This is a genomic window from Sphingomonas sp. BK036 (assembly GCF_004216825.1).
In the GTDB taxonomy this organism is placed as follows: Bacteria; Pseudomonadota; Alphaproteobacteria; order Sphingomonadales; family Sphingomonadaceae; genus Sphingomonas.
Genome location: NZ_SGXR01000005.1, coordinates 383,928 through 397,573 on the forward strand (window position 1 = coordinate 383,928; position 13,646 = coordinate 397,573).

The 13,646-nt window shown below is 65.6% G+C and carries 11 protein-coding genes; 4 read left to right on the forward strand and 7 right to left on the reverse strand.

Features of this window, described 5'->3' with window-relative positions; translation table 11 throughout:
• Position 1 precedes the first annotated feature (1 nt).
• The 4 genes from EV283_RS11990 to EV283_RS12005 all read right to left on the reverse strand — a co-directional run bounded on the left by EV283_RS11990 (position 2) and on the right by EV283_RS12005 (position 5,845).
• Entirely contained in the window at positions 2–802 is an 801-nt protein-coding gene (locus tag EV283_RS11990; RefSeq protein WP_130325618.1) for a formate/nitrite transporter family protein, read from the reverse strand.
• Positions 799–3,171, reverse strand: coding sequence for an FdhF/YdeP family oxidoreductase (locus EV283_RS11995; protein ID WP_130325620.1), 2,373 nt, complete (start codon positions 3,169–3,171; stop codon positions 799–801). The genes EV283_RS11990 and EV283_RS11995 overlap by 4 nt, the downstream gene beginning before the upstream one ends.
• 134 nt (positions 3,172–3,305) lie before the next feature.
• On the reverse strand, positions 3,306–4,349 hold the full coding sequence (locus EV283_RS12000; RefSeq protein ID WP_130325622.1) for a rod shape-determining protein: 1,044 nt from the start codon (positions 4,347–4,349) through the stop codon (positions 3,306–3,308).
• Positions 4,350–4,525: 176 nt separating this feature from the next.
• Complete coding sequence (locus tag EV283_RS12005; protein ID WP_130325624.1) at positions 4,526–5,845, reverse strand: glycosyltransferase family 39 protein; 1,320 nt, start codon at positions 5,843–5,845, stop codon at positions 4,526–4,528.
• A 165-nt stretch (positions 5,846–6,010) separates the two neighbouring features.
• Between EV283_RS12005 and EV283_RS12010 the strand changes: the two genes are divergently transcribed.
• Both EV283_RS12010 and EV283_RS12015 read left to right on the forward strand, forming a co-directional pair.
• Positions 6,011–6,403 (forward strand): EamA family transporter, encoded by a 393-nt coding sequence (locus EV283_RS12010; protein ID WP_165391765.1) that lies wholly within the window; start codon positions 6,011–6,013, stop codon positions 6,401–6,403.
• Positions 6,400–7,869, forward strand: a complete 1,470-nt coding sequence (locus EV283_RS12015) for a UbiA family prenyltransferase (RefSeq protein WP_130325628.1) — start codon at positions 6,400–6,402, stop codon at positions 7,867–7,869. Before EV283_RS12010 ends, EV283_RS12015 begins: the two co-directional genes overlap by 4 nt.
• Positions 7,870–7,882: 13 nt before the next feature.
• Here EV283_RS12015 and EV283_RS12020 read toward each other — a convergent pair whose 3' ends face one another.
• Positions 7,883–9,004 carry a DegT/DnrJ/EryC1/StrS family aminotransferase gene (locus tag EV283_RS12020; protein WP_130325630.1) on the reverse strand — a complete coding sequence of 374 codons (1,122 nt, stop codon included), beginning with the start codon at positions 9,002–9,004 and terminating at the stop codon, positions 7,883–7,885.
• Between the two features lie 313 nt (positions 9,005–9,317).
• On the opposite strand from EV283_RS12020, the gene EV283_RS12025 reads away from it, so the two are divergent.
• Positions 9,318–10,520 (forward strand): DUF418 domain-containing protein, encoded by a 1,203-nt coding sequence (locus tag EV283_RS12025; protein ID WP_130325632.1) that lies wholly within the window; start codon positions 9,318–9,320, stop codon positions 10,518–10,520.
• On the opposite strand, the gene EV283_RS12030 is transcribed toward EV283_RS12025, so the two are convergent.
• Entirely contained in the window at positions 10,513–11,634 is a 1,122-nt protein-coding gene (locus EV283_RS12030; protein ID WP_130325634.1) for an acyltransferase, read from the reverse strand. The two genes, EV283_RS12025 and EV283_RS12030, sit on opposite strands and share 8 nt — an antisense overlap.
• Positions 11,635–11,966: 332 nt before the next feature.
• On the opposite strand from EV283_RS12030, the gene EV283_RS19165 reads away from it, so the two are divergent.
• On the forward strand, positions 11,967–12,845 hold the full coding sequence (locus tag EV283_RS19165; protein ID WP_165391766.1) for a phytanoyl-CoA dioxygenase family protein: 879 nt from the start codon (positions 11,967–11,969) through the stop codon (positions 12,843–12,845).
• Between the two features lie 16 nt (positions 12,846–12,861).
• On the opposite strand, the gene EV283_RS12040 is transcribed toward EV283_RS19165, so the two are convergent.
• Positions 12,862–13,644, reverse strand: coding sequence for a CpsD/CapB family tyrosine-protein kinase (locus EV283_RS12040; protein WP_165391767.1), 783 nt, complete (start codon positions 13,642–13,644; stop codon positions 12,862–12,864).
• Positions 13,645–13,646 lie beyond the last annotated feature (2 nt).

A 13,646-nucleotide genomic window follows, 5' to 3' on the forward strand; every position in this document is an offset into this window, starting at 1 on the left:
GTCAGCCGCGCGTGTTGGCCTTTCCCGGTACGACGTCGGTCTTCGACGCGGCAAGGTAACCGCCGACGACGAACACCAGCCCGCCGATGATGTTGCCAAGGCTGACGATCGCCAGGTTGCGAACCATGCCAGCAACGTCGATCGACGGGTTGGGCACCAGCAGGCCCAGCGTGAGCGCGGTCATGTTGGCGACTGAATGCTCGAACCCGGCCGCGACGAAGGCGAGCAGGATCCAGGCCATCGCGATGCACTTGGCCGCGTCGCCGGTCATGCGGGCGGCGGTCCAGATCGCCAGGCACACCAGCCAGTTGCACAGGATGGCGCGTGCCATCAGCGCGACCGCGCTCGCCTCCACCTTGTGCTGCACATAGGCGTGGAACATCGTGTCCGCATTCGCAAACACCGCCCCGCCGCCGCCCGCCGCGAACACCGCCGACAGGACGAGCCCGCCGATCAGATTGCCGATCCAGACGACGACGATCATCTTTACCGCGTCCGAGACGCCGATCGTCCGCTTCGCCAGGCCAAAGCCCAGATACATCACATAGCCGGTGAAAAGCTCGGCACCCGCGAACACCGTGAGGATCAGCCCGAGCCCAAAGGTCGCGCCCATCACCAGCGGCCGCACGCCCGGTGCCAGCCCCGACCCGGTACTGATCGCCAAGATCATGGCGATGCCGATATAGGTTCCGGCGAGGATAGCCCCGGCGAAAAATCCCGCCGGTGACCGGCGTAGTGCGGCGGCCTTGACGGCCGCCAGGTTTGCATAGGTGTCGATCGTCGACGTGTAACCGGTGCTCATGCGTCTTGTTTGCTCTTCTGGCCGACGATCCCGGCACGCACCACGCCGCGATCCGAACCCATGTCGGCGGCGGCGGGACGGACGGTCACCGGAATGGACTTGTACGAGGGGGTGAAGCTCTGCGGATCATGATCCTCGAGTGCGATCAGCGGCTGCGTCTCGGGATAATAGGAGGCGCAACACCCATCGGGCAGCGCATACCGGACGATCATCAGCTTCTGCACGACGCGGTCGGGCCGCGCGAACTGGAGCGCGGTCGCGATATCGACGACATCGCCTTCCTCAAAGCCCAGACGCGCCATGTCGCGCGCGTTCATGAACAGGATGTCGCGGCGGCCGAACACGCCGCGATAGCGGTCGTCGAGGCTGTAGACGGTGGTGTTATACTGGTCATGCGCGCGCAGCGTGGTCAGTCGCAGCACGTTCGGATCGCCCGCGCTCTCATCCTTCTCTACCCCCTTCGTGACGAGGAAGTTGGCCCGGCCGCTATCCGTCTTCCACTGCCGCATCGCCGCGGAGTTCGGCAGGTGGAACCCACCCGGCTTGCGGATACGCGCGTTGTAATCGGCGAACGCCGGGAACACCGCTTCGATCTTGTCGCGGATCAGGCTGTAGTCGCCGACATACGCGTCCCAGTCGATCTCGACCGGCGAATGGCCCTTGGCCGCAAACGTCGCCTTGGCGATCTCGCCGACGATCCAGATCTCCGACTTCACATTCTCGCCCGGCGGCATCAGGAAGCCACGCGAGGCGTGGACCATCGACATCGAATCCTCGACCGTCACCGCTTGCTGGCCGGTCGCCTGCATGTCGAGCTCGGTCCGGCCGAGGCACGGCAGGATGTAGGTCGACTTGGCCATCAACAGCATCGTGCGGTTGAGCTTGGTCGTGATGTGGACCGCGAGATCGAGGTTGCGGAAGCCCTCCGCACAGGCCTGCGGATCGGACGAGGCGATGGCGAGGTTGCCACCGAGACAGACGATCGCCTTGGCATGGCCGTCGCGCATCGCGGCGATGCTCTCGACGACGGAATGGCCATGCTCGCGCGGCGGCTCGAAGCCGAACACGTCGCGCATGTTGTCGAGCAGCATCGTCATCGGCCGCTCGGTGATCCCGACGGTGCGATCGCCCTGCACGTTGCTGTGGCCACGCAAGGGGCAGATGCCGGCGCCGGGGCGGCCCATATTACCGCGCAACAGGAGCAGGTTGGCGATCTGCTGGACGTTGGTCGTGCCCGTGCGATGCTGCGTGACGCCCATGCCGTAGCAGCAGATCGTCGACTTCGACTTCGAATAGGCGAGCGCCACCTCTTCCAGGTCGCTCCGCGAAAGCCCGCTCGAGCGCTCGATATCGGCCCATTCGGTCGTCGTAAGATCGGCGATATACGCGTCGAGCCCGGCGGTATGCTCGGCGATGAAGGCATGATCGAGCGCGGGTTCGCCGCCCGAGACCTTGGCGGCCTCATCGAGCGCGACCAGCGCCTTGGCGATGCCCTTCAGCGCCGCCGCGTCGCCGCCGACCTTGACCTGGTAATAGCTGCTGGCGATCGGGGTCGCCGACATCGTCGCCATCTCGACCACCGACTGCGGCGACTCGAAGCGTTCGAGCGAGCGTTCCTTGAGCGGGTTGAAGACGATGATCTTGCCGCCGCGCTTCGAGACTTCGCGCAGAGTCGCCATCATCCGCGGATGGTTGGTGCCCGGGTTGTGCCCGATCGACAGGATCAGGTCGGCGTGATCGAAATCCTCGAGGCTGACGGTCCCCTTGCCGATCCCGATCGACTTCGGCAGCCCCACCGAAGTCGCCTCGTGGCACATGTTCGAACAGTCGGGGAAGTTGTTGGTGCCGTACATCCGCACGAACAGCTGGAACAGGAACGCCGCCTCGTTCGAGCAGCGCCCGGAGGTGTAGAACTCGGACTGGTTCGGATCGGGCACGGCGGCTAGGCCTGCGCCGATCCCGCGCATCGCCTCCGCCCAGCTCACGACCTCATAGTGATCGGTCGCGGCGTTGTAGCGGAGCGGCTCGGTCACCCGGCCCTGGTCTTCGATCCAGTGATCGCTCTGCTGCCAGATGTCCGACACGCTGTGCTTGGCGAAGAACGCGGCGCCGATCGTCTTTGCGGTCGACTCCCACGCGACCGCCTTGGCACCATTCTCGCAGAATTCGAATGACGAGGTATGCTTGGGATCGGGCCAGGCGCAGCTCGGGCAATCGAAGCCGTCGGGCTGGTTCGACTTGAGCAACGTCTGCCCGCCACGCACCACAATCTGCTGCGCCTTTAGCGAAACCGCGACGGCCTTGAGCGCGCCCCAGCCACCCGCGGGTCCGGTGTAATCGGTAATTCCGTCCGGCCGTTTATCGGGCATGTGCGCTCTCCTCGATTGTTCGGGATCGCATACGGTCTCGCAACCTGATGACTAAAACGGAAATTCTTCAGTCGGTGATCAAGTTAATTCGTCAAGGCTGCTGCCCTTTTGCGTGTCGCACGGCGCGCGCCCGCTCAAACCTCGGTCATGACACCCTGATAGATCGGTTCTTCCATCGCCCGCCCCGCACCGATCGCAACGCAGGTCAGCGCGTTGTCCGCCACAGTCACCGGCAGTCCGGTAGCGTCGGAAAGTACCTCGTCCAGCCGCGCGAGCAACGATCCTCCGCCGGTCATCACGATCCCCTGGTCGCAGATGTCCGCGGCCAGTTCGGGCTCGGTCTTCTCTAGCGCGGTCAGCACCGTCTCGACGATCTGGCCGATCAGGTCGCCGAGCGAGCTCGCGATATCCGCCTGTGTGACCTCGATCTCGCGCGGGACGCCGGCGCGAAGGTCGCGGCCCTTGACGCGCATCGTGTCGCCGATCCCGTCGGCGGGGACTCGCGCCATTCCGACCGCCAGCTTGACCCGCTCGGCGGTCGCTTCGCCGATCATCAGATTGTGTTTGCGGCGGATCATCGACGCGATCGCCTCATCCATCTTGTCGCCCCCCACCCGCGCCGAGGTGCTGTAGGCAAGCCCGCGCAGCGACAGCACCGCGACCTCGGTCGTCCCACCACCGATATCGACGACCATCGCGCCGACCGGCTCGGTCACGGGCAACCCCGCGCCGATCGCGGCGGCCATCGGCTCCTCGATCAGATAGACTTTCCGCGCGCCCGCATTGGACGCGGCCTGGCGGATCGCGCGGCGTTCGACCAGCGTCGCGCCCGAGGGGATGCAGATCGCGATCTCGGGATAGCGCGGCATCCGGCTATGCCCGCCATGCGCCTTGTCGATGAAGAACTTGATCATCTGTTCGGCGACGTCGAGATCGGCGATCACGCCGTCGCGCATCGGCCGGATGGTCTCGATCCCGTCGGGCGTCTTGCCCATCATCAGCTTGGCCTCGGCACCGACAGCACGGACCTGCTGCACGCCGTCGCGAGTCTCGATCGCGACCACCGACGGTTCGTTGAGCACGATGCCCTGCCCGCGCAGATACACGACGGTGTTCACCGTACCGAGATCGATCGCCATGTCGCTGGACGCACGGCTGAAAAGACGAGGAAGGCGCATCGGTCTGACAATCTGCAACAGGGGCATGCGCGATCAGCCGCGGTCGCCATCTGCTGTCGTGCTGCGGCGGTCGCACGATCCGCGTCAATCCGTCTGCGTCCGACCGGGCGATCCGAACGACGATTATCCGACCGCACTGCGGCACGCATCGATCGAGCGCCGCCAGGACGGTCGACTCAGCCCGGTGCCGAACCGGTCGATAGCCGTATAGCGGACGGCCGCTCAGTCACGCGATCGAACGCGGGATCGGCATGTCGCGATCTTTGGACGATCGCCCAAAGCGCCAGCCCCGCAAAGCCGGCAATGTAGGGCGTCACAGGAAAGTGATAGCGATCCTGCGAGACGATCACCGCGTGAATACCTGCGAAATACAGCCAAGTGATCGCCCCGGGATGGGTCGCCGCACTCCACAACCCGCGCGACGTGGCGAGGCGCACGAAGCCCGCGAGTCCGAGCGCCAGCACCGCCAGCCAATAGGCTTGCGACACCAGCTTGAGCCACACCAGCCCGCGCGGTCCGAACGCGCGGACGAGCCCGGGCTCGTTCCACGCGATACCGATCGTCTCCCGCCCGAACGTATCCTGCAACCGGCGCAGCGATTTCCAGACGAATTGCCCCGGGTGCGCCCTGATATACGCCTTGGCGACACCGCCCATGCGCTCATCCCGCGTCGCCTCGTCGAGGCCGGCAAACTCGGCTGGCACCTCGGCATAGCCGCCGCCGGAATTGGCATGGTTGCCCATCCACAGCGTGACGCCGCCGTTCGTCGACAACAGGACGGGGCGATGGAACTCCCGGCTGTTGCGCACCGCCCAGGGCGCGATGAGCAAGGCCGCAACCACCGCGCTGATCACCGCGGCCGGAAGACGCTGCGCGCCCTGCCCCCTGGCCGCGGCGGACAGCATCAGGACGCAGGTCAGCAACAGCGCAGTCGGCCGAACATAGCTCGCGACGGCCAGCACGATCCCCAACAGGATTCCGCGGCGCAACGGCGAAAGGCTCTCCGCGTCCCATAGCGACACGATGATCAGCACGAGCGTGGTGAAGATAAGTTCGCTGGCAAGGATCGTGGTGAATTCGACCTGCATCGGCCAAAGCGCCAGCATGACGCCCGCGATCGCCGCCGCGTGCGCACCGAACCAGCGCGCCGTCAGCCGCATCGACAGCAGCTGGATCGGCACGAACAGGAGGATGTTGAACCCGACGATGACGCCGTGCCCGGTGCCGAACAGACGGTATAGCAGTGCATAGATCGCCGAGGTCCCAACCGGCCAGAACGCCGACGCGCTGCCGTCGAGCCAGGTATATCCCAGCCCTCGCGACAACCGGTCGGCAAAAAGATCATAGGACACGCTGTCGGATACCGGCACCACCGGAACGAGCAGCGCCCAGATCAGCCGCACCATGATCCCGACACCAAGCACGGCATAGGGAAACCCAGCGTGGCGCGCGGCGGCGTCCAGCACGCGGGCTATCTGCTGTCGCGCATATGCCACCGACGGTTGCTCCCCACACTCTGCCTTATATCGGGATGCCTCATCCGGGCGCGCTCCGGCATCCTGTGTATGACCTACGACGATCTCGGAGCGCGAACGCGCGTATCGACGCGCCGAAACTCCGCCCGCTACACTCGCCCAAAGTCCGCAGCGGGGGAACAGACTGTGCGGAGTATCGATACCGCGACGCTCGTGGGGATCGCGTTCAGCGTGGGCAGTACCTCGCTCGCGCAGGTTCTGCTCAAACTCGGCATGGAGCGGCCTGCGGTGCAGGCGGCGATGCAGCACGGTGGCGCGATCCCGTTCTCGCGCGCTGTGATCCTCGAGCCTCATCTGCTGACAGGGTTTTTGCTATACGCCGCGGCATCGATCGCCTGGATGCTGGTGCTGGGCCGCATCGACCTGTCGCTCGCCTATCCCTTCGTCGCGCTCGGCTTCGTACTGGTCCTGCTGCTATCGTGGCTCTGGCTGGGCGAGGTGCCGAACCTGCCGCAGATCGTCGGATCGTTGCTGGTCGTATCCGGAGTCCTGCTCGTCGCAGCCGGACGCACCGCGTGACCAGCCTCGTCGCCGCGCCGCGCACCACCCAAGACGCGCGATTGCCGCTCTGTGTCGATCTCGACAACACGCTGATCCGCACCGATCTGCTGTACGAGGCCGTTATCGCCTTTCTATGCCTTCATCCGCTCTCCGGCTGGCAGCTCGTCGCATGGGCCGTGCAGGGCCCGTGTCGGCTCAAGGGAGAACTCGCGGCGTGCCTTCCGCTGGCGCCGCAAGGGCTGCCGTACCGCCGCGATCTTCTGGCCTATATCGCAGAACACCGTGCCGCCGGGGGACAGGCTTTCCTCGTCACCGCCTCGCCGCGACCATGGGCAGACGCGGTGGCGCACCACCTGGGCGTGTTTGACGACACCTGCGCATCCACCGCCGCGATCAACCTCAAGGGAAACACCAAAGCGGAGCATCTCGCCGAGCGGTTCGGCCCGCAGGGATTCGCATATGTCGGTGACAGCCGCGCCGACCGGCCGGTGTGGCAGCTCGCCGGCGAAGCGATGGGAGTCGGCGCCAACGCACGGCGCCATATCGGCCATGATGCCCGGATCTTCGACTCCCGGCGCGAGCCGTTCGCGCTGCTGCTCGCGCTGCGACCCCACCAATGGCTCAAGAACCTGCTGGTCTTCGTCGCGCTGCTCGCCGCGCATATGATCGCCAGGCCCGACGCGCTGTTCGCGGCGGCGCTCGCGTTCGTCGCATTCAGTCTGTGCGCCTCCAGTTCCTATCTGCTCAACGACATCGTGGATCTTCCGGTTGACCGGCTGCACCCCCGCAAATCGAAACGTCCCTTCGCATCGGGGAGAGCGCCGCTGCTCGGCGGAGTCGTGCTGGTGCCGACCCTGGTGATCCTGGCGGCCGGAATCTGCCTCTTGCTGCCACCCGGCTTCGCGGTAACGCTCGCGGCCTATTATCTAACGACGATAGCCTATTCCTTCTCGCTGAAGCGCAGGGCGTTGGTCGATGTGTTCACGCTTGCAGGCCTCTACACGGTGCGAGTCATCGGTGGTGCGGTCGCGCTCGGCGTGACGATCTCGATGTGGCTTCTGGCCTTCTCGATGTTCCTCTTCATCTGCCTGGCGATGTTGAAGCGCTACGCCGAGCTGGTCGATGCCGCGCGGCGGGGCCTCCAGGCTGCAGGGGGACGCGGCTATGCAGTCGGGGACGAGGTCGTGATCGCAGCGCTCGGCATCGCCAGCGGCTTTTGCAGCGTGCTCGTCTTCTCGCTCTATGCCGCGCAGCCCTATGTCGCGCGGCTCTACGCGACCCCGGCGCTGCTCTGGCTGGTCTGCCCGATGTTGCTGTACTGGCTGGCGCGGATGTGGCTGCTGGCGCGGCGGGGCCATATGCACGACGATCCGATCGTGTTCACGATCCGCGATCGCATCAGCTGCGGCGTCATCGCCTGCTGCGGCCTCGTGGTATCTCTCTCGGCCATGGTGGAACTCGCAATCCCGATCGTCGGGATGTAGCGAACATGCGCGGTCAGGCCGCCTTGCGGTCGCCGACCAGCTCGCGCAGCGTTCCAACGATGCCATCGACGATGTCGTCGGTCAGGTCGGGAAAGATCGGCAGGCACAGGATACGGTCGGCGATCCGGCGCGCGTTGGGCACCGAAACGGCCGCCGCCGGCACTCCGCGATACGCCGGCATGTCGACGATCAGCGGATAGAAATAGCGGCGCGCGCCAATGCCCTTCGCGGTCAAGACGCGGTGCAGTCCATCCCGGTCGAGCGGATACGCATCCTCGACGAGGATCGGAAAATACCCATGGTTGGCAAGGACGTCGTCACCCGTCGGCACGATCGTGAGACCCGGGATCCCCGCGAGGCCACGGCGATACCGGTCGTCGATCGCACCGCGCCGGTCGAGCGCGGCCGACAGGTGCCTGAGCTGCAACAGCCCGAAAGCGGCGTGCACCTCGCTCATCTTGCCGTTGATGCCGATCATGCCCGTGCGCTCCCGGTCGATAAAGCCGAAGTTGCGAAGCGATGTGACCCGATCCTTGAGCGCCTTGTCGCGGCACACGATCGCGCCGCCCTCGCACGTGCTGAAGACCTTGGTCGCATGGAAGCTCAGCGTCGACATCGCCCCCTCGCGCAAGACGCTGGCACCCGACTTTCGCACGGCAAACGCATGGGCCGCATCGTAGAGGATCGGGATCCCATGACGCTCGGCGATCGCCGCCAGCCGCACCGTGTCGCACGGGCGGCCGAAGCAATGCACCGGCAGAATCGCGACGGTGTGCGGCGTGATCGCGGCCTCGACCGCATCGGGATCGAGGTTGCAGGTGATCGGATCGACATCGGCGAACACCGGCTTGAGCCCCCCCGCCAGAATCGCGTTGCTCGTGGCGACGAACGAGAACGGCGTCGTGATGACCTCGCCGGCAATCTCGAGCGCCTGCAACGCGATCGTCAGCGCGATCATGCCATTGGCGACGAGCGCGATATGCTCGACGCCGAGATACTGCGCCAGCTCGGCCTCCAGCTGCTCATGGACCGGTCCGGCATTGGACAGCCACTTGTTTCGCCAGATCGTCTCCAGATAGGGGATGAACTCGGCCAGCGGCGGCATGCAGGGCTGCGTCACATAGACCGGCGTCATGCGAGCACCATGGCGGCATCGCGGCGGGTGCAAGACGTCGACCGTGGCAGGCGAACACTGCGCCAAGCGCTACCGGCAAAGCTCTTCCCGCCCATGCTGATCTCCCCCGTGATGACTGTCCAGGTCGAACGCTATGGTCCCGGCCGACAGCTGTAACTCCCGCCCCCGCCCTCCGTATTACTGCCCATGACCCTTCCCGTACCGCGCGATCCGGCGAAGAAACCATTGGTTAGATCGACCCGGGTCGATCACCCCTGACCGACCAGTCCAAACCCCGGTAGATCGTTCCGACATCTAGGGGGACGACACGACGATGCAGGGTGAAGGGAATGCCGGTACGCGCGTACCGATCGTCGATGGGCTGCGTGGGTTTGCCATCTCCGGTATCTTCCTGGTCCATATGGAAGAACTCTTCGGCGCCTATTGGGAGATGCCGCACGTGCACTCCGCGGTCCAGGCGACGGTGTTTGCGTTGCTCTCGGGCAAGACCTTCTCGATCATGGCCCTGTGCTTCGGCTTCAGCTTCGACGCGATCAAGCGAACGATGCGCGTCGGGGTCACGGACTTCGCGTATCGCTACGCCTGGCGACTGCTTATCCTGTTCGGCATCGGCGTGGTGCACGGCCTGCTCTACGCGGGCGACATACTGACCGTCCTGGCGGTCATCGGCCTTTCCCTCCTTGCCGCCGACCGGATCGTCTCGCCCTCGCGACTTTTGCTGGTCGCGCTCTGCTGTCTGATGCAGCCGCTCCTGCTGGTCCGGATCGGCGCGGCGCTCGCGCATGTTCCCCTGCCCGAGGACCATATTGTGTTCGGGCAAGCCCTCGCGCTCCACGGCTCGCTCACGCAACTCGTCGAGGCCAATCTGCTGACCGCGCTCTGGCGAAAATGGCAGTTCATGCTCCTGAGCGGACGTCTCTTCGAGCTCGCCGGCTGGATGATCCTCGGTCTCGTGGCGGCACGAGCGCGGCTGTTCGAAACGGCCGCAACATGGCGCGCTACTTACCACTATGTCCTCGCCGGCGGGCTGCTGACGACAGTGGCACTCTATCTGGCGTGGGGCATGATAGCGCTTCCCGGCGCCACGACGCCGCCGCTCGTACGGGACGCACGATTGCTCATCGCCTGCCTGTTCAATACCAGCGCGACGGTCGTGCTGGTATTGGGCTTCGTCAGCGCGTGGGAAACACGACTGCAGGCGATCCTGCGGCGGCTCGTACCCGTCGGCAAGATGGCGCTGACCTTCTACATCCTGCAGTCGGCGATCTTCGTGCCGCTGATCTACGGCTTCGGCTCAGGTCTTTACGCGCGCATCGACGAGGTCGACGCGGCGATCTGTGCGCTCGTGGTCGTCATCGCACAGACGGCAGGCGCCGCATTGTGGCTACGCCATTTCCGCTATGGCCCGCTCGAATGGGCGTGGCGCGCGGCCGCCGCGCTCGACGGCACGCTGCCGATGCGCCGCAGATCGCAGCTGCCTATGATCGGTGACTGGAACAGGACCTCGATCATGTGAGCTGACGGGTATCCCCCCGGGCTGCAGACTTGACCGAGTGTCGCCGCGCCGGCGTGACACGCCACGGCCGGCGCAGCATGGCGCCCAGCGGCACCTCGACCGCGCTGTGGACGACCGAGCCGAGCATGAGGCAGGCAAGCGTCGCTGCGATCGCGAAGACCGCGCCGCGCAAGACGCTAAAATCGCCCTCGATGCCTGCGGCCAAGCGGTCCATCAGAAGCGCATGGAACAGGTAGATGCTGTATGACGCTTCGCCGAGATGCAGCAGGACACGGTTCAGGGCAGTAGCCGGAAGCGCCGCGTCGCGCGCCGCCAGGATGACGACAAGCGTGCACGACACCGCCGAAAACTCCGACCATGCGGCGACGCCCTCGGTGATGCCGAAGACGAGATAACCTGACAGCGATACCCCAATAAGGGCGATGCCCAGCCAGAATGCGCGCTGCGAGGGTGCGGCCGACACGCGTTGCATGACGATCGCGATCATGATGCCGATCGCGAAGAACACCATGTTCCGAAACGCGTAGAAGGTGATGATCCGCCGCCACGGCTCCTCGTCGACATACTGCAGGGCGATCACCCCCCCGCCCGTCAGCAGCGCGATCACGCCGATAGATACCGCGAGACCCAGTCTGCGCGGCAGCAACAGTGATCCGGCGAAGATCAGGTAGAACAGGCTCTCATAGTTCAGCGTCCACCCGACCCCCACGATCGGCGGCATCCGCCAGTCGCCGCTATCCGCGAAATTGGGCAGGAACAGCAGCGACGTAACCAGTGTCCCCACGCGGTAGACCGTACCCTCCAGCATCCCGATTCCCAGCGTCACGGCTGTCGCCAGCCAGTAGAGCGGCACCAGCCGCGCCACGCGCCGCGCGAGGAAGGTCCGCGTGCGGACCAGGGGCGGCAGCAGCTGCGTTTCGCGGGTGGTATAGGTCATGATGAACCCGCTCAGGATGAAGAAGATGTTCACCCCCATGCGCCCGATCGTGCCCGCGAAATCCTCCAGCGCGACAAAGCTATGTCCCTGAATGATGGCTGCGCGCATCGCGTGGTCGATCACCACCATCGCGGCGGCCACCCCGCGCAATGCCTGCAGCCCGTCCAGCCTTTTCATATCCTGTCCGATCGCAGTCGCTGCGACTGCCGGGAATGGCGGCGCGCGGCGCCAGTCTTACGGAACGCCTGCGCGGCGTGGCATCAGGCGAACGCCCCACGTACTTTCGGGCGCGCCGCCCGTAACCGGTGATCCCCATCCATAAATTTGCCCGGTCGATCTACGGATTGCCCGGGTGACGCCCGTACGGCAGCAAGGCGTCAACGACGTCGCGGCCCCTGCTTATGCCGCGCGCGGAGCAACGCACGATGGCGAAACTAACACAAAAGCTCCTGCGACGCCTAGGCGACCGCCCAGCCAAGCTGGCATTCGGGGTGACGAACATGGCGCCCGTGCGTCGCCGACTGGAACAGCGCTATGCCGCGGCATTGGCCAGCCATCGCCCCGCGCTACCGATCCTCTCGCCCGCGGATCAGGACATCGTCGATACGCTGTCGCGCACCGGCGTCTACGTGACGAGCCTCGAAGCCCTCGGCATTCCGGGCTCGGCCGCGATGTTCGCGGCAGCGCAGCGTGTTGCGGCCGACTGTACCGATATGGCGCGGCGACTGAGCGACGCAGGCCGCGACTTCATCGTCGCACCGCCGACGGCGATCCTCGCCCATGACGAGATCTTCCATTGGGGGCTCAGCAGCCGTCTCCTCGACATCGCCGAGGCGTATATCGGGCTACCGGTCGCCTATGACGGCCTTGCGCTGATCTATACCGTCGCCAACGGACGCGGCGGGGGCGCGCGCGAATGGCATCGCGATCGCGAGGACCGCAAGATGATCAAGGTCGCAGTCTATTGCTGCGACGTCGAGCCCGGCGGCGGTCCCTTGCAGGTCATCAGCCGGCCCGATCCCGGACAAACCGACGCGAACGGCTATCGCTATGCAGGCGGGTCGGAAGAGGAACTGACGTCGCGACTGGGCGTGGACTATCGTGACTCCGTCGTGACGTGCACCGGTGCGGCGGGCACCGTCGTCTTTACCGACACCGCGCGCTTCTTCCACCGTGGCCAACCGGCACACACGCATGATCGCACGGCGCTATATTACAGCTATTTCGCGCGGCAGACGCGGCATCCCTTCTTCTGCCAGCGTTCGGGCCTCAACCCGCGCCAGCTTGAGACGCTCGCGCTCGGGATGCCCCCGCGCCAACGCAACGCGACGCTATGGGCGCGCAGCCTGCACCCGCTGCTCAAAATCATTCCACCTGCACCGGTGTGATCGCAGGACGCCGCGGTCAGGGTGCCGACCGATAGGGATATTGCCCGTAATATTGCGCCCGTACCGGAAGGAGCGTGCGGTTGAGCACCGTCCCCAGCACTGGCGTGGGGGACAGGATGCGAAGGCTCTCGCGAAGATCTGCGTGCAGCGTCCGCCCCTCCTCGACCACGAGCAGGACCGCGTCGACATGCTGGGCGAGGATCATCAGGTCGTCGCCTTCCAGCACCGGCGGGGTGTCGACGACGCACACCGCGCCAGCCGCAAGCGTTCGCAACGTCGCAAACGCCTTGCCCGCGCGCGGCGACGCCAGCAACTTGGCGGACTCGGCCTGCGCCTCGTGGATCGCGACCACTGTCAGAAGGTCCGTATCCAACCGGCATCGCAACGGCACGATCGCATCGTCGCCGTGCAGGAACGTGTCGATCCCATGCAACGGCGTGAACCCCAGCCGCCGGGCGATCGAAGGATTGCGAAGATCCGCGTCGATCAGCCATGTCGGATGAATATGGCTGAGTGCAGCCGCCAGGTTCAGCGCGACGAACGACTTGCCCTCGCGCGGCTTCGCCGAAGTGACCGCTATGAGCTGGGCCTGCGTAGTCCCGGTGTGCCGCAATACGCGCGAGCGCAACATCGCGAACGGTTGGCTCCGCGGATCGTCCATGGCGAACGCGTAGACGTCGTTGCGCACGAGGTTCGCGCGCTGCAACGGCACGATACCCCGCTCCACCAAGGAGATGGGATCGTCCCGCGGGTCCCAGGCGATCGTGTCGCTCTCTGCCAGCAGAAGCGTGTCGAACATGG